Source organism: Catenovulum sp. 2E275, from assembly GCF_025515275.1.
Lineage (GTDB): Bacteria > Pseudomonadota > Gammaproteobacteria > Enterobacterales > Alteromonadaceae > Catenovulum.
On record NZ_JAOPFU010000016.1, the window covers coordinates 37,024 to 60,356 of the forward strand.

Consider the following 23,333-nt stretch of genomic DNA (forward strand, 5'->3'; position numbering starts at 1 on the left):
GCAGGGCTATTTATTTAATCTCGGATTGATTTAACTAATACACTCTATCTTTAAAAAATATATATATGAGCTTGTTTATGTTTATAACTTTACTCTCGGTGCAATAAATTCTAAAAAAGCACCTATCCTAGATGACACAGCATTATTTTTATAATAAACGGCAGTTACTTTTTCTCGTTTATTTGGGGTTGGAATATGCTGAGTTAATACTTCTACAAGAGCACCTGAATCAATGTCATCACGGATCATAAAGTTAGATAAGAGAGCAATACCTTGTCCGGCCAAACAAAGCTGACGGACAGTTTCACCACTACTTGCTGTTAGTGCAAAATTTAACTTGTAATCTGAGCTAAAAAACCAATTATTTAAATTGGGAGAGTCTGTAAAACCGATTAACTGGTGTTGCTCTAGTTGATCGATTGAGTTGAGTGGTGGAGATTGGGCCAAATAATATGGGCTTGCGACCAAATGTAGTTGACTTCGTCCCAGTGTTTTAGCATTGAGATTTGAATCTTTTAAATCACCAATTCGTATTGCTAAATCAGTCTTATGTTCTAGTAAATCAATAATATTGTCATGCGATGTTAAATCCAGTTGGATACCAGGATAGTATTTTCTGAATTCACTAATAATTGGTACAAGTTGATGGAGAATAAAAGGACTGGCTGCATCGACTCTAAGTTTTCCGGCCGGCTTTTGACTTAATAGGTTAAGTTTATCTTTTCCTTGTTTAAATAGGTTTAAACCTTCTCTAGCATATTTTATAAATACTATGCCTTCTTCTGTTAATTCTACTCTTCGGGTTGTTCGGCTTAATAAACTTGTATTGAGTTCTGATTCCAAACGGGAAACTGCACGCGAAACTTTAGCTATTTGCTGATTGAGCAAAGTAGCAGCTGCTGAAAAACTACCAGAGTCTACTACAGCAATAAAAGCTTCTATATCTTCTGTTTTTATTGGCATTAGTTATGAAACCTCTCTGATCTTCAATTTTGAATTATTACATTACTTTTTATGGATTATTTCTTTTACTCATGAATGATATTAGCTTGCTTATTTTTTCAATAATAACAAATATGTTTTGTTATTGTTGCTGTTTTTGGCAAGTTAAAGTTAAGGCACAATGATTCTAAATCAACAGATGAGGATATTTTATGCCACTTGCTTTATGGGCTTTGACGATTAGCGCATTTGCTATAGGAACAACAGAATTTGTGATTGTTGGATTAATTCCATCCATCGCCAATGATCTATCAGTCTCTTTGCCATCAGCGGGGCTATTGGTCAGTTTGTATGCTGCAGGCGTTGCTGTGGGGGCACCTCTTTTAACCGCTTTAACTGGAAAATGGCGACGAAAACCTTTGCTGTTAACATTAATGGCTTTTTTTATTGCTGGTAATATATTGGCATGGCAAGCTCCTAGTTACTCAAGTTTAATTGTTGCCAGAATTTTAACTGGGTTAGCACATGGCGTATTTTTTTCTATTGGGTCAACTATAGCTACAAGTCTAGTGGCTAAAGATAAAGAAGCGAGTGCCATTGCTTTAATGTTTAGTGGTTTAACTTTAGCTCTAGTCACAGGTGTACCTCTGGGCACTTGGATTGGGCAAACTTTCGGTTGGCGAGCTACTTTTTTCATTGTGAGTATAATTGGTTTAATCGCTTTATTGGGCAGTTTAATTTTGATTCCTAAAGACTTAAAACAAAATCTACCAGTTAAAGTGAGCGAGCAATTTCAAGTATTAACCAATCCACGCTTATTACTCGTTTATTCTATGACTGCGCTGGGTTATGGTGGCACATTTACCGCCTTTACTTATCTAGCACCCATTTTAGAGCAGGTTGCTGGCTTCTCAGCTAAAACAGTTGGGGTTATTATTTTAGTTTATGGGATATCTGTTGCGGTCGGTAATATTTGGGGTGGTAAGTTAGCAGATAAATATGGTCCGGTTAAAGCTCTGAGTATTATATTTTTTATATTAGCACTTATTTTAGCTATGCTGACTTTGACTATGAATTTTAAGTTGGCAGCTATTATTACGGTATTAATATGGGGCGCTTTTGCATTTGGTAACGTTCCTGGATTACAGGTTTATGTTGTTCAACTTGCTGAAAAATTTACACCTAATGCTGTTGATGTTGCTTCTGGATTAAATATTGCGGCTTTTAATATTGGGATTGCTTTTGGGGCTATTTTGGGTGGGGTTGTTGTTGAGTATTTAACATTGCAAGACACCGCCTGGATTGGCTCAATTATTTGTTTAGCTGCTTTAGGTTTAACTCGTTTTTCTGGTTATTTAGACAAACGAGCAGCATCCAAAAATTATATTGTTTAGGATAAAAGAGGTATCTATGTATTTAGCAGAAAAAGTTATGCCAAAACTGGGCATGGGGACTTTTAGATTAGAAGGTGAAATCGCTTATCAATCAGTAAAGATGGCGCTTGAAATTGGTTTCCGTCATATTGATACAGCACAAATCTATGGTAATGAAGCCGAGGTTGGTCAGGCTATTGCTGATAGTAAGATCCAAAGAGATGAATTATTTGTTACTACCAAAGTATGGAATGCTCAGTTAAATCATGCTGAGTTTATTGAAAGCGTTAATCAAAGTTTGAATAAACTACAGTTATCATCAGTCGATTTATTATTAATTCACTGGCCTTCTCCTGAAAATGGAGAACCAATGCAAGAGTATTTGACTGAATTAAAAAACGCTAAAACAGCGGGGTTAGCAAAACATATTGGGGTTTCAAATTTCACTATTTCAAACCTAAAAGACGCGATGAAAATTTTAAATAAAGAGGAAATTTTTACTAACCAAGTAGAAGTTCATCCTTATTTAACAAACCAAAAACTCCGCGATTTTTGTAAACAACAAGGAATTCATGTTACGGCATATATGCCTTTTGCTGTAGGTAAAGTATTAAAAGATCAAACAATCATAGATATTGCCCAAAGGCATCAGGTGAGTGCAGCGGAAGTTGTAATTGCATGGGAGCTAGCGCATTCTATGTCAACCATTCCCTCATCTACGAAACGGAAAAACTTAGAAGCTAATTTTAAAGCAGTAAACTTAAAATTAACGGAAGAAGAAATTAAAATAATTGATAATCTGGATTGTGGCGACCGACAGGCTATACCTGATTTTGCGCCAGAGTGGGATTAAACAGCCTTTTTCGTTTGATAGCCGTTTTGCGCTATCAAACGAAAAGTTTAATTAGTACTCAACCGGATAATCTTTTTTAAAACTATGGCCGCCAAAAGCCAGCTTTTGAGTCCAGTCTTGAGCCGGTGCTGTCCAGAAAGAATCCGTCGCTGGTAAACCCAAGTGTAAAAAACTGTTGGTGGTGATATACATGCTGCCATTATTTGAATACCAGTCGCCAAGTGAAGCATCTGCACGGGCAAAGCCAATTTGTAAAAATCCGTCTTTAAAATTACTTGGATCAGTAAAAATAGCCTGATGTACCGCGCGTAAAGCACCACGTACAGTACCTTCGGCTAAACTATCCGGTAATTGTTTATTCAGCGCAAGTTGTGATAAAGGTTGAAAAGCCGTGGTACGGTAGGTTAACGAGCGGCCAATTGGCGGGTAAGTGCCAGTTGGTGAAATCAGCCTTTCTAAATGTTCACAAAACCTTTGGCTACGCTTAAGTTGTTGTTGATATAATTTTTTGCTGTCACCATGCCAAAAATAAACCTCTTTATCCGCCATCACTTTTAAAATATCAAGCAGCATAGGGTGAATGACATAAGAATTGTAATAATCAAACGCAAACTGCTCACCATCGCCAAACCAACCATCGCCTAGATACCACTCCAAAAATTTACGAATGGTTAAATCTAGTCGGATTGGGTCATGTTCTTCCCCAATTTTAAGTAAAAAAGCTTCATTAATCGCGGCAAATAACAGCCAATTAGTATAGGGTGGCGTTACTTTTCGCAGCATTTTTATTTTTTCGATAATGCGTTTTTGGGTCGTTTTGGTTTGATTATGCCAAAGCTCAGGTGCGCGCAGCAGAGCTTGGGTATAATAAGCAGAATCTACCAATAACTGGCCTTCACCAATTTCCCAATTTAAATAATCTGCACTATTTGGATTAACTGAATGCTCATACGCTTGTAGCGCATATTCTTTTAATTTAGTACGGGCGGCTTTATCTGCGCCGTCTGAATCTAATCCAAGCCAAGGCGCAGTGCCAGAAATCATTCTGGCAAAACACTCAAGATACGCCACTTTTTTATTACGATTATCGGCATTTGGACTAACTTGCAGCGGAAACTCTTTATGTAGTTTTTCATTTGCGATTAAATACAGTACCGGTTCAGCTATTTTTTGCAGTAAACCGGAAAAATAACTGTGATCATCCGTTGTGTTAGCATTACTTGTTGTATTTATATGAGTATTAGATTGAGCAATAGTTTGTTTAGGTAAACCTATTGCCGCTGCTGCACCGCCAATTGCTGCGGTTGTTAAAAAATCCCGTCTTTTCATATCTTCCCCCAATTTTAAGCTAAGTAACCTCAATTCTGGATAACAAATTGTTTTCTAGTGGTTATTTTACCTTATAACAACATTGAATTCGCTAGAGTCTGTTGATCTTTTGAGGACAATTTTACAGCGTTTTGACTTAATCCATTAGGCCTTCAACGCTGCGCCTCGATTAAAAAGCATTTAGTTAAAACAAAATTTGTACATCAAACGTCAACAGGCTCTAGTAATAACCAGCTATTACGAACACAAATTTACCTTGTACTGAGATAAACAGGCTCTAGAAATAGATATGAACTAAACCTCAATAATTTAACTTACACGACCAACCAAGTGACTATAAATTAAATTTTATTAACCGCCTGCTTTGCAACCGGGCGCTTAGCAGGTAAAGGCGTTTATGAGTATTTGTGATTAAGTGACCAGTTGAGCACGCAATATTTCAACATCACGTTTTGGTGAAGTACCAAACAAGCGGCTATATTCTCTACTAAATTGTGACGGGCTTTCATACCCAACTTGATAACCCGCGCTGGCTGCATCCAGGTGCTCATTTAGCATCAGTCTTTTAGCTTCGTTAAGTCTTAGCCATTTTTGATATTGCAAAGGGCTCATCCCCGTTAAGCGGCGAAAGTGACTATGAAAAGTTGGGATGCTCATTTGTACTGAGCTGGCTAAATCTTTAATTTTAAGTTGTTCAGCATAATTGAGGCAAAGCCAGTCAATGGCTTTGGCGATCTTAAAACCTTGTCCTTCAATTGAGGCTATTTGGCATAAACGATGACCCTGATCACTGGTTAAAAGTCGATAATGGATTTCATATATTACGCCGGATAAAAGTGCAGAAATCGCTTGTGGCTCATCTAATAAATCGAGTAAACGTTTGAAAGCTGCTAAAAGCTTCTCCGTTACCTCGCCAGTGCCGATACATGAGCTTTTTGCCTGCTCGTATTTAGGGAGGACTTCACCACTGGTAATCATTTTGGTGATTAATTGAGTATTGAGTTCTAGATTAAAACCAAGGCAGGGCTTGTCTACAGTGGCCGATAAGGTTTCAGATTTAGCAGGTAGCTCTAATGAAGTAATTAAAAAACGTTTACTGTTGTATGGATAAACTGTTTCTGAGCTGTACATTTGTTTATTGCCTTGCACTACCATTACTACACTGGGCTTGATTAAACAAAAAGCTGGTGGTGTAGGTGCTTCGCGGCGGAATAAATTTAATCCAGGTATTACTGTTGTGCAATCTAAATCTCCACGGCTCCACCTTTCAACAATAGGGATTATCGATTGTTGTAATAACACGGAAGATGAATTAACAATATTTGATTCATTCATTATATGTAGTCCTGTACAGCTTATATGTCGTTATTATTAATAATCTACTCAGTTTTAATTAGATAAAGTTTACTTTAGTTCAATGATTGATTGTCACAAAAAAATAGCAATTCATAGGATTAGGCAATAGAAGCATACAATAGTGATATTAGATTTAAGTTTAGTTCAACAATAATAGATTTATCTTAAATTTAAGGCGTTGAAGAGCTGTACTGATTGTATTTCGAGGTGCACTCAATTTTAAGCCGTTTTATGTAGGAGAAATCTTTATGACTAAACAAACAGAACTAACCGACTCTAAAAAACAAATGCCAACACCGGATTTAGGCCGCCGGGATGCATTAAAAGTGGCCAGTACCAGTATTGCTGCTGTCACAATAGGTAGTTTGGTAAGTGGTCAAGCTCTTGCCCATTCGCAATTAAAGCTGGATGCTGGCTGGGATAAAACCTTTCCTAAAAGTAAAAAAGTGAATCATTCCAAAGTTAGTTTTACTAACCGCTATGGTATTACTTTAGCGGCAGATTTGTATCAACCCAAAAATAAAAACAGCAAACAAGCAGCGCTGGTCGTTAGTGGACCATTTGGTGCAATAAAAGAGCAATCGTCTGGATTATATGCTCAAACCATGGCTGAATTTGGGTTTGTAACACTAGCGTTTGATCCTTCATATACAGGTGAGAGTGGAGGTGAACCTCGTCATGTAGCATCCCCAGATATTAATACTGAAGATTTTAGTGCAGCAGTTGATTTTATTGGATTATTGCCATCGGTTGATCGTAACCGTATTGGTGTTATTGGGATTTGTGGTTGGGGTGGTATGGCGTTAAATGCTGCGGCAATAGATAAACGTATTAAAGCTGTTGTAGCCAGCACTATGTATGATATGACCCGTGTTATGTCAAAAGGCTATAACGACAGTGTTACCCCTGAGCAACGCAAACAAACTTTAGAGCAATTGGCTGAACAGCGTTGGCTCGATGCTAGCAAAGGTGCTCCCGCGTATGGTCCGGTTTCGCTTGAATTACAAGGTGGTGAGCCACAGTTTGTCGTGGAATATGCCGATTATTATAAGTCTGAAAAACGAGGTTTTCATCCAAGAGCGATCAACTCAAATGCTGCTTGGACAATTACTAACCCACTTTCTTTTATGAATATGCCGCTATTAAGCTATATTGAAGAAATTTCTCCCAGACCGATGTTGTTAATCCATGGTGAAAAAGCGCATTCTCGTTATTTCAGTGAAACTGCTTTTGCCGCAGCGGCTGAACCTAAAGAATTAATGATTATTCCAGGCGCAACCCACACCGATCTTTATGACCAACTCGATGTGATTCCATTTGCAAAAATGGATACGTTTTTCAAAAGCAATTTATAGATAAATAATTGAGCTATACAAACTGAGAGCGAGCTGAAACATGGTAAAAAGCACAATCTTTGAAAAGTTACTGAGCGGCAACTCTGTGTCTTTTAATGATCCCGATTATTATAAAATTGTTGAAGCTTGCACCTTTACTCGACAAAAGCTAGTCGCCTTAAATGCGCAAAGCTGCACTGATAAAGTGAGGTTATTATTAACAAAAATAACCTCATCACCAATCGATATATCTACCACTATTTTTCCACCGTTTTATATCAATTATGGTCAAAACACTAAAATAGGTAAAAATGTATTTATTAATTTTGACTGCACTTTTTTAGATTTAGGCGGAATAACAATTGAAGATGACGTAATGATAGGTCCTAAAGTCAGTTTACTATCGGAAGGGCACCCACTTGCTCCAGAAGATAGAAAAATGCTGACTACAGGAAAAATACATATTAAACAAAATGCATGGATTGGGGCAAATGCGACCATTTTACAAGGTGTTACTATTGGAAAAAACGCAATTGTTGCAGCTGGCGCTGTCGTCTCTAAAGATGTACCTGATAATGCCCTAGTGGGTGGTATACCTGCAAGACACATTAAATCACTCTAATTAACCTGCGAGAGTCGCTCTAATAATTTTTTAAACAAGCGACTTATTACCTACAACTCTGCCAAAAATTAAGTTAAGACTAATCTGATAGTAAGCATCAGGAGGTTTTTTGGTTTTATTGTTGATATCGATAACATTTAGATCTATGATGATATGATTTTAAATCGTTAAGAGACTAACAATGACAAGCAGCTTAAAAAGTTTAGCTGAGAAATTTAATGAGTGGTTAATTGAAAAAGCGATTCCTTTATCTGCCGAAAAAGGAATTAATCCTTTAAATCATGCCAGCTATGAGCAGTTTTTACCAACTGGAATAATTGATTATGAGGCTGATATTCGCGTGAGAGTACAAGCCAGACAAGTATATGTATTTGCTATGGCGGCGGGTTATAACTGGCTGGAATACGGAGAGTTAACAGCTAAAAGCATGTTGGATTTTACGGAAAAAAATGCAGCTCATCCCGAGTATGCTGGCGGCTTTTCACATTTGTTTGATTCGGATTTTAATGTTATCGATACCCTTTTTGATCTTTATAATCATGCTTTCTTTTTTCTGGCTTATGGCGGTTTATATCAGGCCAGCCAATGCGATAGCTATTTAGATAAAGCAGAAGCTTTATACCAAATATTAGAGCAAAATTTTAAATCTGAACACGGTGGTTGGTATGAGGGGAATTATCCGGCGCCATATCGGCGACAAAATCCTCACATGCATTTATTTGAAGCTTTTATGTTGCTGTATTCGTTAAGTTTTCAGCAAAAATGGTTAACTCGGGCTACGGCTATGTTTGAGTTGTTTAAGAGCTATTTTTATGATGAAAAACAAGGCGTTTTACTCGAATTTTTTGAAAATAACTGGGCTGCACACAAAAGTAAACGCGGTGACGTAATTGAGCCGGGGCACATGCTGGAGTGGGTTTGGTTACTGGATAGGTATAGTCAGTTGTCGGGTGAAGATGTAACGGCTTATTTAGCGCCGCTGTATAAAAATGCGTTAACAAAAGGGATGTCTGATTCTGGATTAATTTATAAAGAAACCAAAGTAAACGGGTTGATTGTTGACGGTAAAAAGCGTTGTTGGGCAATGACTGAATTAATTAAAGCGAGTTTGGTTATGCTTAAACGAGGCGATCAAACTGCGGAACAAGTCGCAGCAGATGGACTTTCAAACTTAATGTTGTTTTATAGCCATAAATTAAACCCCCAAACGGGTGTGGATGATTTGTATATTGATGAGATAAATGAACAGGATGAGGTCTCAATTGATAAAGCTCCGGCGAGTTCACTTTATCATTTTGTGACTTTAGCTATAGAGCTTAAACGTTATTTAAAAACAGTAGGTTAGTAAAAAAGAGGATAAAAAATGAAAATTGCATTAATGAATGAATTTAGTCAGGCGGGCAAAAATGCCATTATTGCTGAGCAGTTAAACCTAGTTGCGGCTGAACAAGGCCATAGTGTTTTTAATGTCGGTATGAAAAATGATGATGATCATAGATTAACTTATATTCACTTAGGGATTATTGCCGGTTTATTGTTAAATTCTGGTGCGGTGGATTTTGTTGTTACTGGCTGCGGTACTGGGCAGGGTGCATTAATGTCTTTAAATGCACATCCGGGTGTGACTTGTGGTTATTGTATTGAGCCGTCGGATGCTTATTTATTTGCCCAAATTAATAATGGTAATGCGCTTGCGCTGCCTTTTGCTAAAGGTTTTGGCTGGGGTGCTGAGCTTAATATTAAATATATTTTTGAAAAAGCATTTACAGGTGTAAAAGGTCAGGGCTATCCGCCGGAAAGAAAAGCCTCTCAAGTTGAAAATGCGGGGATTTTATCTGATGTAAAATCAGCCATTGCAAAAAATTATCTTGATGCGCTTAATTCAATTGATGCTGCTTTAATTAAGCAAGCAATTGGTGGTGCAGATTTCCAAAATTGTTTTTTTGAACACGCTAAAAACGAAGCTATTATCGACTTTGTAAAGTCCAAACTTTAATCAACGACTTGATTAAATCAACCCATCATAAATCAGACAAGGTAATAGCTGTCTGATTTATCTTGCTGCATTTATTTTCTTGCCATCATGTATTTCCTGAGCTTACTTTTTATTTTCCGCAGTTCAGGTTATTCAACCACTAAAAAGCAATTTGTTATCCAGAGTTGAGGTGACTTAATTGTTAGAACAAACTCTGCTAACATTTTCTTACTTGTTTTCTTAATCTAAATAGCTAATATTATAAGACTATTAACGATAACATTTTTTATTGTATGACTTGACGTTCATTGGTTTAATTTGAATTATCTAATGTTATTTATGGACTTTTACCTAATCTTTCAGGATTTTAAGGCTTAATTTTGAAACAGAATCATTCTAAACAAGGTGCAACCATTCACGATGTTGCCCAATATGCCGGAGTGTCAGCAATGACAGTTTCCAGAGTCGTGAATAAATCGGCTTCGGTGAGTGAAAAAATGCGCAAAAAAATAGAAAGCGCAATTGAAGAACTTAATTATGTTCCAAATTTAGCTGCCAGAGCTGCGCGCACTGGGGTAAATAAAATCGGCATTATTTTCAGCAATCCAAAGTCGCATAACTTGGGTGATTTTTTAATGGGGGCTTTTACCGCTGGCTCAAGATTGGGCTGTGAGTTATTAATTGAACCTTTACCTGCCCATCCAGAACCTTTAGATGCGCTTAAAACTTTGATAAACAAAGGGGTGAGTGGTGTGATTTTACCGCCACCAATTTGTGATTCATTAGAAGCGCATCAACTTGCCAGAAAACATTCGGTTACCGCGTTAAGTTTTGCTTCGGGTAATCCTAAGTTACATTCTCCGGCTGTATTGATTGATGACTTTGCTGGTGCCTCTGCTATGACTCATTATTTAATTGGTTTGGGACATAAAAAAATTGCTTTTGTTAAAGGCGATCCATCGCATTCTCCAGCTATTAGCCGTTTTGAAGGGTTTATGGTTGCAATGGCTGAAGCGGGCCTAGACGTTGAAGACGATTGTATTTTTCAGGGAGATTTTAGTTATAAAAGTGGTTTAGATGTTGCGCAAACCTTATTTGCTCAGGATAAATCTCAGCGCCCAACCGCCATTTTTGCAGCTAACGATGAAATGGCTGCGGCCATTATAGCGGTAGCGCATGGGATGGATGTTAAAGTACCAGAAGAAGTCAGCATTGCCGGGTTTGACGATACCGCGATAGCCAGTACCGTTTGGCCACAGCTCACCACGGTACACCAGCCTTTACAACAAATGGCCGAAAAAGCGGTTGAAATATTAGATGCGACCCTGCGTAAAACCACTCAGGAGCAAAAGCATTTTGTTGCACCGTTTAAGTTGGTCGAACGTGAATCGACAGGTCATTTTTAAGTTACTTTTTGCTCACCATTTCTAATATTCATAATCCAATTAATGTTTACACCTGTGCTGCCTCAAACATCTTGAGGTAGCATGGGGATAGATAACCTGAACTGCACATAAGAAAATTTGCCCAACGGGCTATTTTTCCGCCTTTCATCGTTATTTTTCTGACTAATAGCTCGCTATTAGGTACAGAAAAATGCCTTGATAGACGAAAAACTATCCTCGTTGGAGCGTAAAATAAGCTTGATTTAGCTCTATTTAATCCAATAGTTGAAAAATTTACTTCAACACTTCTTATGCGCACCTCAGGTTAGATAATTGGGTTAAACGTTTCAACTTCCCAACCATGCCTGTTCAAATTTCACCCATAAAATATATTAAAATTTAAATGGTAACCTTATCAATTTAATGCTTGTTTAACATTGTTGAGTTAATTATTTACGATAAAACCCGATTTTATTTAATCTTTAATATATTTTATTTTCATTTTATCTAATTGATTTTAAATATAAAATATTAAAACAAAAGACAATGTTTATTTTATGTAAAAATATTCACAAAAAACACTTGATTAATTAAAATGGTAACGATACCATTATCATAACTTAACGGCTAATCAACAACTTTTGTTTAGCTAACCCCAGACGATTGATTAAGGTACGCACTATGAATACAAAAATTAAATATTTAGTTGCAATGATGGCAATGTCATTACCTGTAATGACAATTGCAGCTGAGAGTGAAGCAACGTCAGATACAGAAGTGATCACGGTTAAAGGTATGAAAGCCAGCTTAATTACCTCTGCTGCAATTAAGCGTGATTCAGTGGAAATTGTAGATTCAATAACAGCAGAAGATGTTGGTAAATTACCTGATCCTAACGTTGCGGAAACTTTAACCCGTATTCCGGGTGTACAAGGTTATCGATATGGGGGTGAGGGTGCATCTCCGGTTGGGAGTGGTAGTGGTTTAACAATACGTGGTTTGTCTGGTCAAACTGCTTCTCGTTTAGATGGCCGTGCTTATTTTACTGCGGGTGGACGCGAATTTAATATTGAAGGCGCAATTCCAGGGATGATTTCTGGGATTGATGTTTATAAAAACCCGATGGCTAAACATATCGAAGGTGGTATTGGTGGTTTAATTGATGTTCACACACGCCGTCCGCTGGATATGGATGGTGAAGTCATTAGTTTTGCCGTGGGCGCGCGCTACAATGATTTTGCTGGTGAGGTTAAACCTGAAGTATTTGGCTTATATTCAAATAAATGGCAGTTAAGCGATGGTGGCGAAGCTGGCTTTTTATTTGCTGCTAACTTTCAAGAAACTCATAACCGTTCAGACTCAACCCCAAGCAACCGAGGTGCGTCATTAAAACGTGCTGTAAGAGCTGATAGTGCTGAATATTTAACGTTATCGGGTGCGAATCAAGCGTATGCCGGACAATCTGATGTTTGGCACTTACAAAGTATTTCAGAAGCCGATGCCGCCAATTATGACTCTAGCGAGTTAATGACCAATATTTCTCAAAATGCGCATGTATTCCAAGAAGATATTAAGCGTGAACGGGTTGGTTATAATGCGGCATTTGAATGGACACCTAATGATAAGTTAAAAACTTATATTGAAGGTAATTACAATAAATATAAGTACAATCAGGACTATCGCTTTATGATTATGAGCGATAGCAGTACAGTTCAAAACTTAGTCACCAAAAATTACAATTTAACAGAGCAATTAGTTAACCGTAATGCAAATGGTGGTTCAAATGACATTATTTCTGAACAAGCTTTGGTAAGCGGTACATTTTTAGACTCTTCATTTTTCTCTTTAGGTGGCCATGAATCCAGACCTTATACAACCTGGATGATAGCAACGGGTTTTGAATGGGATATATCGGATAATCTTAAAAACCAAACTGATTTATCTTATGTAAAAGCAGATCAAACCCGTGAAAATTTTAATGTTAGATTAGATCCAAAGGCGGGATTGAGCTGGGATGTTAGTCGCGATTTATCAGGCTCTCCACACGATATCGCATTTTCAGGGCCGAGCTTAGCGGATGCAGATAATTTTGTATTAACCAGCACAGGTGCAGATGCGCTAAATGTGTATGATGATAATGGTTATGCACTGCAAACCGATTTCCAATATTATCTGGATAATGATTTTTTCCGTACCATTCATTTTGGTGGCCGAATTGCTAGTCAGGAATCAGAATTTTATGATTATCGATATGGTGGTATTAACTTAACGACAGACGGTAATGGTCTGGCAGCGGATCAGTCAAATGCAGTTGAGGCATCCGATTATGCTGATATGTTAGAAACCGCGCCGAATGATTGGGTTCGCAAAGAAGCAGGTTACACCGGCGGTTATTTAACCTTTAGCCCAGCAGCAATTGCCAGTGGTAAATTCCGTGATGAGTTTAGTCAATTTGGTGTCCCAACAAGTCGTACATTAATGAGCAATAAGCATGTTGAAGAAGATACTTTAGCTGCTTATGTAATGACAGACTTTGCGGTATCTTCATTAGATGACCGCATTCGCGGTAACTTTGGGGTTAGGGTTGTCACCGCTGATCGCACAGTATCATCGGGCAATACATCAATCGATACTTCAGAAACCAACGTACTGCCTTCGTTAAATATTACCGGCGAAGTACAGGATGATTTATTAGTACGTTTTGCTTATGCGAAAGGCATTACCCGCCCTAATTTTTCTGACTTGGATGCAAGTCGAACTGTTTTGGCTAATGAAACTGACGGTACTGCCAGTGGTACGAATCCAGATTTAGAAGCACTAGAAGCAGATAGTTTTGATATCTCGATTGAAAAATATTTTGGCCCGGCAACTTATTTATCGGCAGCTATTTTCTACAAAGATATTAGCGGATTTATTAACGCAGTTGGTAATTGTGAAACAGTTGAAGGGGTTGATCCATATAGTGGTGCTATTGCAAATGGTTGTAATAATGGCCAATATTTTGTGACTCGCGCCGTCAATGCGGATGATGGTAATGCTCAAGGGATTGAATTAGCTGGTCAAACTTTCTTTGATGATTTACCGGGTATTTGGAGCAACTTTGGTATTTCAGCCTCTTATACTCATGTTGAAACTGACAATCCAATTAGACGCGATGGTAAAGTCGTGAATACACCTCAGGCTTTCCAGTCAGATGATAGTTATAGCTTTGCTACTATGTATGAAGATGAAGGCTTATCTGCTCGATTAGTTTATACCTATCGTTCCGATTTTGTCTTATTTGGGGTAGCGGATTATCCAATTAATGGCCGTTATGTGAAAGGTTATGGTGTATTGGATGCCTCTGTAAATTATGAGATCAACGACACGTATACAATCAGTTTAAGTGCATCAAACTTAACGGATGAAGCGCCTTCACGTTATGTTGGTGAACCTGGTTCTGGCGTAACTGATTTTGAAAACCAATACTATGTAAACGGACGTAACTTTGGGATTACGTTACGCGCCAATTTTGGTGGCTAATATAGGTTTAAACCGATAGTGATACACATAATCTAAGGACAGATTATGTGTATTTTTTATTTTGCCTTTGAGGATATTTAAATGAAAAACTGTATAACTAACAGGAAAAGCTTATTTGCTGTTATTTTTATTTTTCTGTTCAGCTTAGCAGCCTGCACTACAACTCAACAGTCGGATTTAGCCAGCACTAAAGTGTTAGCGCAAAAAAAGTTATCGTCACCGGATAAATCATTGCAATTTACCTTTACTTTAACTGAGAACGAACAAGGTAAAACCGCTGCGCTTTACCAAATTAGTAAAAATGGTCAGCAGATCATTAAAGATTCAAAATTTGAACTTGAGTTAGATAACCACATGTCAGAGTGGGCATTAGCGATTAAAAATACGCCAACAGGCTCTTGGATGGAAAACCTTGAGCTGGTTGGTGTCGAAGAGTCGAGCCATAATCAAACTTGGCAACCTGTCTACGGTGAAAAAAATGAATATGTTGATAACTATCAAAGCTTAACTTTAAAGTTTATTCAAAAAAACAATCCAAATTACATGATGAATATTGATGTTAGACTGTACGATCAAGGTGCAGCTTTTAGATATTCTTTTCCGGATAACCCAACCGGTATTTACTATCGCATAATGGCTGAAAACACAGAGTTTTCACTGCCTGAACATACCAAAGCTTGGTATATGCCTTGGGCTCAAGGGCCTGCGTCACTGAAAGCTTTAAAAGACTGGCAAACTACCAGCGAAAGACCATTAACGCTAGAATTAGCAAATGGTAAATATGTTGCGCTTGCTGAGGCTAAGGTCATTGATTATGTACGAACTAAGTTTGACCTGTCTGACAATAAAGCCGATACCATAGTCACTAAAATGCATGATCCGGTTGATATTATCACTGGTACAAGCACACCTTGGCGTGTTGTTATGGTGGCTGATTCCGCACCTGAATTACTTGAAAATAACTTTATTCTGCTTAATCTAAACGATGAAAATAAAATAGCGAATACTGATTGGATCAAGCCCGGTAAAATTGTACGTGATATGACACTCACTAATGAAGGCGCTTATGCGTGGATCGATTTTGCTGCCGAGCATAATATTCAATACTTATTATTTGACTGGAAATGGTATGGCCCTGCATTTACGTTTGAATCTGATGCTGGAACCGTTTCTATCGATTTAGATTTACCCAATATTATCAAATATGGTAAAGAAAAAGGCGTTGGTATTTGGGTGTATGTGAATCAACAAGCCTTACTTGCTCAAGATAAAGAGATTTTCCCAAAATATAAAGAATGGGGATTAGCAGGGGTAAAATACGGTTTTGTACAAGTTGGTTCGCACCGCTGGACAGCATGGCTTCATGACTCGATTCAACGTGCGGCAGATAACCAATTAATGGTTAATATTCATGATGAGTTTAGGTTAACGGGTGAAGAGCGTACTTGGCCTAATATTGTAACCGTGGAAGGGATACGCGGTAACGAAGAAATGCCAGACGCAACCAATAATACAGTTTTACCATTTACTCGTGGTTTGGCTGGGCAAGGTGATTATACCATTTGTTATTATGATGAACGGATTAAAACCACTCATGCTCACCAGTTAGCATTATCTGTCGTAATGTATAGCCCACTGCAAACATTATTTTGGTACGACGGTGCGAAAGATTATAACAACGAACCTGAGATTGAATATTTTGCAGAAGTACCAACGGTTTGGGATAACACAGATGTTTTATCCGGCGAGGTGGGTGAATATATAGTAACGGCTCGTCAGTCTGGCGAAAAATGGTTTATTGGTGGTATTACCAATACCCAAGCACGGTCAATATCGGTTAATTTTGATTTCTTAGAGCCGGGTGTTGAATATGTAGCCAAAATATATTTTGACGATGAAACGGTTAATACCCGTACTCAAGTTGGTATTAAAGAAGTAACTGTTAATCAGGCAAGCCAACTGGAATTTGACTTAAAAGCCTCCGGTGGTGTGGCGTTAATGTTAACACCAGTGAAGTAATATTGATTTAGCTCAATTTAGTCTATGCCCGTGAATTTATCAGCACATGGCTATGCTATGTGCTGATATTTATGCATTTTTTATAAAATTTATAAATCATCTTTCTATCATTATTTTCAGAACCATATTATTAGCTTATCTCCACCCCTTATTACTTCCATTTATCTTTAACCTATTGAATTATATCCATGTAATTTAAGGTTAAATTTATTGTTTTATTTTTGTTTCTAGTATGTATAATTCATTTATCGCGTAAGTTGTTATCGTGAACATTTGGTTTGGGGTAATTCTCAAGCCATATAATCTTGTCAGCTCTAGTTAATTTAGAATTGATAATAACTATAAATATGAAAACAATAGAGGTTTTTATGTTATCGATAAAATCAAGTGGTCGGTTAAAACAGATTTTAAAGCAATATTCTGTTTTAACTAAAATAGTTTCAAGCTCTGCCTTCTTAATCGCTATATTGCCCTTATCGGCATTAAATGCAGCTGAAATACCGACTATAACTAGTTATGAGCCGCAAATATCAGAAACGACAGATGCTGGGGGCTTTAAGCACCCAGGTATAGGTTTAACGAAACCTGTGTTACAAAATTTAAGAGCTCAAATTGAAGCTCAGCAGGAACCTTGGTATTCCTATTATCTTGCTATGCTAGAATCTCCTTCTGCAGGCTTGACTGTAACAGCCAGCAACCAAAGTACAGCAGATCCGACTGTACCTAAAAGTATTGCGTTCAATAGTCAGGGATTTAACGCAATGTTTATTGCAGATGGTTTAAAAGCTTATACACAAGCTATCTTGTACTATGTGACGGGTGAACAAGCGTATCGAGCTAATGCAATGGCAATTATTCGGCTTTGGTCGCAAATGGATCCGGTTCAATATGAATATTTTCAGGATGCTCATATTCATACCGGTATTCCACTGAATAGAATGATTACTGCAGCTGAGATTTTAAGATATACCAGCACAACAAATCCTGATTTAGAGTGGAGTGCAGCAGATACCACTGCTTTTACCAATAATTTAATTAATCCGGTCATTGCTACTTTTCAATATACCAATGATGAGTTTATGAACCAGCATTTATACCCACTAATGGGGGCTATGGCGGGTTATATTTTTACCGGAAATCAAGCACGTTTTGCTGAAGCGGTAGAATGGATGACAGTAAATCAAACAGCAAACAATCAGGGATTTAATGGCTCAATAAAACGTTTGTTTCGTTTGGTCGATAAAAACGCAAATACAGGGCAAACCTTAACTACACCCGTTGTTCAGCATGTTGAAATGGGGCGAGACCAGGCTCATGGTGGGGGTGATTTAAACAATTCGGCAATTATTGCACGTATGTTTTTAGCGCAGGACGCCAAAGTTGATCCAATCGACGGTACTTTATCAACAGGCTCTGATGCGGTGGGCATTTATGAGTTTTTAGATAACCGTATTTTAGCTGCGGGTGATTATTTTTGGCGTTATATGTTGGGTTACCAAACTGACTGGGTACCCACTCCATTCTCCATCTTTAATGATGGAACAGTCGCAGGGATATACCAAAGATTATCGGGTCAATACCGTGGTCGTTTGTTAACTGCAAACTTTTGGGATTTATATTATTACTATACTTATCAAACCAATGTAGATTTATCTCAACAGGCGCCTTATTTATTTGAAGCTTTTGTTAATCGAGTACCTTCATTACATTACCATGCTGGTGGATTACAAAATGCTTGGGATAATGTTGATGGGGGGGGGGATTTTTGGCTGTATATACCATCAGCAGCCGTAAATGAAGGGGCAACCTATTTACCCAAAGCACAAACAGATGATGCTTTAGTTGAAATAGAACAAAGATATACGCAATTTGATGCTAATAGCTCAACTGTAACTGAAAGTAATACCGCTTACGTACATGTGAATACCACTCCAGCAGGTAGCAAAATCGCTGTCGTTAATTTGACTTATCCGTCAAATTCATTGATTGGGATTAAATTTCGCTCGTTTGGCTCAGCTAAATTAGCTATCAGTACAGATTTAGATAAAACCCCTTATCAGCAAATTTATTTACCGGATACAGCAGGCCAGTGGCAATATGCGACTTATGAAATTGGAAACTGGGGAAACTATGCTTTAGTTTATTTAAGTTTATCCGGCGATGGCAGTGTTGTTGATATTGATCACTTTAATATTAAAGCTGAGCAAACTTTATCGCCTATGACATTTAATTCAATTGAGCATTCTAATCAATATGTCACAGTCGCCAATACACTGGTTAACTTAGATTTTTCGGCAACAGATTCATCAGCTGGTGATGTATTAACTTACCGAATCGAAAACTTACCCTCAGGTGCAACTTTTGACTCTGCTACAGGGCAGTTTAGCTGGACTCCGATCAATCCAGGGGAAACAGATTTTATTGTTATCGCAAGTGATGGCACCAGTATAAATGCGCAACCAGTTAGTTTTAATGTAACGGCGAACCGAAACCAAGCGGTTACGACTGTTGTTGCCAGTTATGATGAAAATGCAATTTATACCAAAACCAGTTTAGAAAACTTTCAAACTCTACATGATGCGACGCTTGCTATTATCGACTCAGCAACAGACCTTGAGTTTAGTGAGCAATTGGTAACTTTAGCCAATGCAGTCAATGCTTTAAAGCTAGTCAGTCCGCTGCTATCAGACGGAAGCTTAGATTTTTCCAATATAGTGGAATCTAGTTTTGGCAGTAGTATTGCCGTTTTAACGGATGGCGATAATGATACTTTTGGCGGTTTTTTACGGGGTGAGAATTTATTCCACACACTGGACTTTGGGGTGGATTATAAAATTTCTGCTGAATCATTTGGTATTCAAAGCCGGTTACATTTTGTTGATCGTGGTGCAGGTATTACGGTATATGCCTCTAATGATACGTTAAATTGGGTACGCTTAACGCCGGGTGAATCTGAATTTAAAGATGCAATGTCCATTTTAGCGGTTGATCCTCAATTTAACGGACAAAAATTTCGATATATCAAATTTGAAATGATTAACCCACAACCGGATGCACTTCGTAATAACATATTAAATATTATGGAGTTAGGTGAATTAAGAATTTTTGGGCAGCGCTTTGAAACCGAAAACAAATTAGCAAGTGTTGAAATGAGTTCTCCTGCTGCCGATGAAACTAATTTTGTCACTTTAGGCAGTGAAGTGACAGTTTCAATTACCGCCAAAGAAATAGTCAGCAATATGAAAGTGACTATTCAAGGAGTCGAGGCCGTTGTGAGCAGTGAGGATGGTATTAATTGGACCGCAACTGCAACACTCAATCAAGTTTCGCAGTATGGTTATGCAGTTATTTCAGTTGAATATGATACTGAACAAAATGGCAGTACAATGACTAATGAAATCTCGTATATTTCGGATCTGTATATTACTAATGGCGAAGATATTATTCATAATATTGCCGCAAAAGCGGTAGATTTAATTGATCCATCGACTTCTTATGGTCGTCCGAGCTTAGCGGTTACAACTCAAAATGTCGGATATTTATTTGATGGAGATCCAGCTACAACTTCTGATTTCAGAAATGGCGGTAATGGTGCTGGTGGCTATATTACTTTTGATTTTGGTGCCGGTAATGGACTTAAATTAACCAGTGTTGATATGTTAGCCCGCCAAGATGGTTATTATGGGCGGATCAATGGCGCGGTTGTACAAGGCTCGGATGATAATCAAAATTGGATAACTTTATCTTCAGCTGCGCTGCCAACTACAAACTGGCAGAATCTGAATATCGATCTTGTTCAAAAATTTCGTTATATCCGTTTGTACAATTCAAGTAGTTGGTTTGGCAACATGGCTGAAGTGAGATTTCATGGTACTTATTATGGCCCAGTTGATGTTATTGAAACGGTAACATTAAGCTCTGAACAATCTGATAGCAGTGGTTTGGTTAAAACCGGCGAAACCGTTACTTTGAATTTTGAAGCAACGGAGCAAATTGAAAATGTTTTGGTTAATATTCAAGGGCAGCCTGCAAATGTGATTAACCCTGACGGCTTCAACTGGACAGCAACAGCAACTTTACCAAGTCATGTTGAGCCTGCGTATATTGAATTTAACCTTGCTTACAATACAGCTTCTGGTTATACCGGTAAACCCGAAACGACAACAACAGATGCTTCAAGGCTATACCTTATAAATAGTACCAACTTAATTCAAAATTTAACCCAAGTAGTTGATCTTATTGACCCTTCAACAACGCATGGCAGGCCAGATCCGAGTATTACGTTAGCTATGGTAGAAACGCTATTAGATGCTGATATCAGCACTGTATCTGATTTTCGTTTAGGCTCTGACGGGCGAAATTCATATATTACTTTTGATTTTAAACAAGGTAATCAATTTGCATTTTCAGCACTTAATTTATTGGCCAGACAAGATAATTATTTCACTCGGATTAATGGCGCGATAGTTCAAGGCTCTGACGATAATCAAACTTGGAGTGATATTTCACAATCAGCCACTGCAACTCAAGACTGGCAAACGTTAACGAATATATCGTTAACGCCTTATCGTTATATTCGCATTTATAATCCTAATTTTTGGTGGGGCAATATGGCAGAAATCCGCTTGCATGGTGAAATGATTACCAAAGGGGATTGGGATAAAGATAATGATGTTGATCGTGATGACTTGACTGCTATGACCAGAGCAGTCGCTCGTCGAGACGCCGTTAGTACAAACTTTGATTTAAATAATGATGGGGTTGTTAATTTACATGATGTACGCGTTATGCGTGATTTATGTACCCGTGATCAGTGTAAAACACAATAATCATCTTTTATAAATCATCAAAGAGAGAATAAAAATGAAGCTACTAAAATATATAATATTGAGTTTATGCGCAGTGGTTTATCAGGCGCAGGCTAATTTAATAAAAATAGAATTAGATAATACAAACTTATCCGTTGGAGAGACTATAACAGCGTCTTTAATCGCTGATTTTGATGACTCTGTAGATACAATTGATCTAGATATTTTGTTTGATACCAGCTTATTTAGCTTAAACAGTTCCAATATATTAACTGATTTACCTAACGATGGCTTTGATAATATATTTGCTTTTGAAGCAAATCCAACCGGAGCTGGTTTAACTTTTTTGTCATTTAACAATCTATTTAGCGGCAATTTAATGCTGGCATCATTTGAGCTAACCGCACTAACCGAAGGCATTTCGTCCATCACAGTACAGACAAATGAGTTATATAATTTTGCGCTGGATGAAAGCTATAACTTTGCACAAATAACGCCAGCTTCAGCGAGTGTTATTACTCAAGTGCCGGAGCCAACTCATTTTGCATTGTTTCTAGTTGGGTTAATCTTAGCGGGTCGTTTACGAAAACAGAAATAACAAATTTGCTTATTGAGATAAAAAGCCTCATTTTTGTGAGGCTTTTTTATTTTATATGTATCTTAGACAAAACTTATCTATATAAGGCAGCCGTTTATATCTATTTAATAATATTTATTATACCAAATTTAAAGTTGTTACCTATTTATTCCATCAGTAAACTAAGCCAAATTTGGCTGTTAGCCATATAACTTTATTTGAACGCTAGGTTTTTGAAATGAATGTAGAACAAATTTTAGCTGCTTTTACACAGGCGGACGATAATGAATTACCGCTGGCGGGGATTGAGGCGGCAAAAGCAAATTGGGCCTTGTTTTATCCTGAGTTAGTTAAGGTGATTGATGAGTTTATTGCTGAGCCTGCGTCACTTTCGGCCGAGCGACAAAATATCTTGTTTTACGGTACTTTTTTGTTAGCTGAGCTTAAATATACACCTGCGTTGGATAAAGTTTTAGAGCTATTTGCTTGTCAGGATACTTTTTTAACCCCTATCGAATCTGTATTTGGCGATACATTGACTGAATTAGTACCTAGTTTATTTTATATTTTGGCGGATGGTAATCCTGAAGTTTTATCTGATTTTATTTTGGGCGATCATCTGGCAATGTATAGTAAAGGCTCGGCCATTGAGGTGGTATTTGCTCAATTTGAAGCGGGTGTAGTATCAAGAGCGCAGTTGGTTGACTATATTTCTCTTTGGAAAAATACATTTTTGATTTCAACCGGTATCACGCATAATTTTTTAATGAGCGTGCTGGCTACTTCCTGTATCGATTATCAGATTAATGAATTTAAAAATGAATTTATTGCGTTGTGTAATAAAAAAGTCTTTGATGAAGACAGAGCATCATTAGCTGAAATTAAAGCTTGGGATGATACCGACGGGCTTAAACAAATTGAGTTGGGCTTTATTCAGGCTGATTTTAATTTAGTTGAAACCTTTGAATCTTGGGGAATGAAAGACGAAGGAGCGACTCTCTCTGAAGCGAGTGTCGAAGAAGAAATGAGACGCCTGCTTGGTGAAAATAATCCGTTTGCTAATACTATTTTTGATGAAGATTTTATTATGGAAAATAGCGTGCCGGTAAGTAGTTTGACTAAAGTTGGACGAAACGATCCTTGCCCTTGTGGGAGTGGTAAAAAATATAAAAAGTGTTGTTTGCATTAGGCCGATTAATAGTTTGCCTGCAACCGATGTAATTTCTTTTACCTGTGCA

Annotated in this window: 15 protein-coding genes; 12 read left to right on the forward strand and 3 right to left on the reverse strand. The window is 37.7% G+C overall.

Going from position 1 to position 23,333, the window contains the following annotated elements; all coding sequences use genetic code 11:
- Positions 1–81: 81 nt before the first annotated feature.
- Positions 82–963: a LysR family transcriptional regulator gene (locus N7931_RS09720; protein WP_262793711.1), complete on the reverse strand. Its 882-nt coding sequence runs from the start codon at positions 961–963 to the stop codon at positions 82–84.
- Positions 964–1,154: 191 nt separating this feature from the next.
- Here N7931_RS09720 and N7931_RS09725 point away from each other — a divergent pair, with 191 nt between their 5' ends.
- The gene (locus tag N7931_RS09725) at positions 1,155–2,336 is read left to right on the forward strand and encodes an MFS transporter (protein ID WP_262793713.1); all 1,182 of its coding nucleotides are present in this window, start codon (positions 1,155–1,157) and stop codon (positions 2,334–2,336) included.
- Positions 2,337–2,352: 16 nt separating this feature from the next.
- Positions 2,353–3,168 (forward strand): 2,5-didehydrogluconate reductase DkgB, encoded by an 816-nt coding sequence (dkgB, locus tag N7931_RS09730; protein ID WP_262793714.1) that lies wholly within the window; start codon positions 2,353–2,355, stop codon positions 3,166–3,168.
- A 51-nt stretch (positions 3,169–3,219) separates the two neighbouring features.
- On the opposite strand, the gene N7931_RS09735 is transcribed toward dkgB, so the two are convergent.
- Positions 3,220–4,497: a DUF2264 domain-containing protein gene (locus N7931_RS09735; protein WP_262793715.1), complete on the reverse strand. Its 1,278-nt coding sequence runs from the start codon at positions 4,495–4,497 to the stop codon at positions 3,220–3,222.
- A 411-nt stretch (positions 4,498–4,908) separates the two neighbouring features.
- A complete protein-coding gene (locus tag N7931_RS09740) occupies positions 4,909–5,832 on the reverse strand; it encodes an AraC family transcriptional regulator (RefSeq protein WP_262793717.1) in 924 nt (307 codons plus the stop codon).
- Positions 5,833–6,101: 269 nt separating this feature from the next.
- On the opposite strand from N7931_RS09740, the gene N7931_RS09745 reads away from it, so the two are divergent.
- From N7931_RS09745 to N7931_RS19545, 10 genes are all read left to right on the forward strand, one after another.
- Complete coding sequence (locus N7931_RS09745) at positions 6,102–7,208, forward strand: alpha/beta hydrolase (protein WP_262793718.1); 1,107 nt, start codon at positions 6,102–6,104, stop codon at positions 7,206–7,208.
- Between the two features lie 40 nt (positions 7,209–7,248).
- Positions 7,249–7,809, forward strand: a complete 561-nt coding sequence (locus tag N7931_RS19540) for a sugar O-acetyltransferase (protein WP_316250574.1) — start codon at positions 7,249–7,251, stop codon at positions 7,807–7,809.
- A gap of 181 nt (positions 7,810–7,990) precedes the next feature.
- Positions 7,991–9,154, forward strand: coding sequence for an AGE family epimerase/isomerase (locus N7931_RS09755; RefSeq protein ID WP_262793719.1), 1,164 nt, complete (start codon positions 7,991–7,993; stop codon positions 9,152–9,154).
- 18 nt (positions 9,155–9,172) lie between these two features.
- Positions 9,173–9,805: an RpiB/LacA/LacB family sugar-phosphate isomerase gene (locus tag N7931_RS09760; RefSeq protein ID WP_262793720.1), complete on the forward strand. Its 633-nt coding sequence runs from the start codon at positions 9,173–9,175 to the stop codon at positions 9,803–9,805.
- Positions 9,806–10,164: 359 nt separating this feature from the next.
- On the forward strand, positions 10,165–11,190 hold the full coding sequence (locus N7931_RS09765) for a LacI family DNA-binding transcriptional regulator (RefSeq protein WP_262793721.1): 1,026 nt from the start codon (positions 10,165–10,167) through the stop codon (positions 11,188–11,190).
- A 660-nt stretch (positions 11,191–11,850) separates the two neighbouring features.
- Positions 11,851–14,691, forward strand: coding sequence for a TonB-dependent receptor (locus N7931_RS09770; protein WP_262793722.1), 2,841 nt, complete (start codon positions 11,851–11,853; stop codon positions 14,689–14,691).
- An 81-nt stretch (positions 14,692–14,772) separates the two neighbouring features.
- Positions 14,773–16,710, forward strand: coding sequence for a glycoside hydrolase family 97 protein (locus N7931_RS09775; RefSeq protein ID WP_262793724.1), 1,938 nt, complete (start codon positions 14,773–14,775; stop codon positions 16,708–16,710).
- Between the two features lie 368 nt (positions 16,711–17,078).
- Positions 17,079–21,539 carry a discoidin domain-containing protein gene (locus N7931_RS09780; RefSeq protein ID WP_262793725.1) on the forward strand — a complete coding sequence of 1,487 codons (4,461 nt, stop codon included), beginning with the start codon at positions 17,079–17,081 and terminating at the stop codon, positions 21,537–21,539.
- 34 nt (positions 21,540–21,573) lie between these two features.
- Entirely contained in the window at positions 21,574–22,116 is a 543-nt protein-coding gene (locus tag N7931_RS09785; protein ID WP_262793726.1) for a PEP-CTERM sorting domain-containing protein, read from the forward strand.
- Between the two features lie 217 nt (positions 22,117–22,333).
- Complete coding sequence (locus tag N7931_RS19545) at positions 22,334–23,284, forward strand: DUF1186 domain-containing protein (RefSeq protein WP_316250575.1); 951 nt, start codon at positions 22,334–22,336, stop codon at positions 23,282–23,284.
- Positions 23,285–23,333: the final 49 nt, after the last annotated feature.

Bases quoted from the DNA above. Each gene is read 5' to 3' on its own strand.
- N7931_RS09720 (WP_262793711.1), bottom strand. From the start codon at position 963: ATGCCAATAAAAACAGAAGATATAGAAGCTTTTATTGCTGTAGTAGAC.
- N7931_RS09725 (WP_262793713.1), top strand. From the start codon at position 1,155: ATGCCACTTGCTTTATGGGCTTTGACGATTAGCGCATTTGCTATAGGA.
- dkgB (WP_262793714.1), top strand. From the start codon at position 2,353: ATGTATTTAGCAGAAAAAGTTATGCCAAAACTGGGCATGGGGACTTTT.
- N7931_RS09735 (WP_262793715.1), bottom strand. From the start codon at position 4,497: ATGAAAAGACGGGATTTTTTAACAACCGCAGCAATTGGCGGTGCAGCA.
- N7931_RS09740 (WP_262793717.1), bottom strand. From the start codon at position 5,832: ATGAATGAATCAAATATTGTTAATTCATCTTCCGTGTTATTACAACAA.
- N7931_RS09745 (WP_262793718.1), top strand. From the start codon at position 6,102: ATGACTAAACAAACAGAACTAACCGACTCTAAAAAACAAATGCCAACA.
- N7931_RS19540 (WP_316250574.1), top strand. From the start codon at position 7,249: ATGGTAAAAAGCACAATCTTTGAAAAGTTACTGAGCGGCAACTCTGTG.
- N7931_RS09755 (WP_262793719.1), top strand. From the start codon at position 7,991: ATGACAAGCAGCTTAAAAAGTTTAGCTGAGAAATTTAATGAGTGGTTA.
- N7931_RS09760 (WP_262793720.1), top strand. From the start codon at position 9,173: ATGAAAATTGCATTAATGAATGAATTTAGTCAGGCGGGCAAAAATGCC.
- N7931_RS09770 (WP_262793722.1), top strand. From the start codon at position 11,851: ATGAATACAAAAATTAAATATTTAGTTGCAATGATGGCAATGTCATTA.
- N7931_RS09775 (WP_262793724.1), top strand. From the start codon at position 14,773: ATGAAAAACTGTATAACTAACAGGAAAAGCTTATTTGCTGTTATTTTT.
- N7931_RS09780 (WP_262793725.1), top strand. From the start codon at position 17,079: ATGTTATCGATAAAATCAAGTGGTCGGTTAAAACAGATTTTAAAGCAA.
- N7931_RS09785 (WP_262793726.1), top strand. From the start codon at position 21,574: ATGAAGCTACTAAAATATATAATATTGAGTTTATGCGCAGTGGTTTAT.
- N7931_RS19545 (WP_316250575.1), top strand. From the start codon at position 22,334: ATGAATGTAGAACAAATTTTAGCTGCTTTTACACAGGCGGACGATAAT.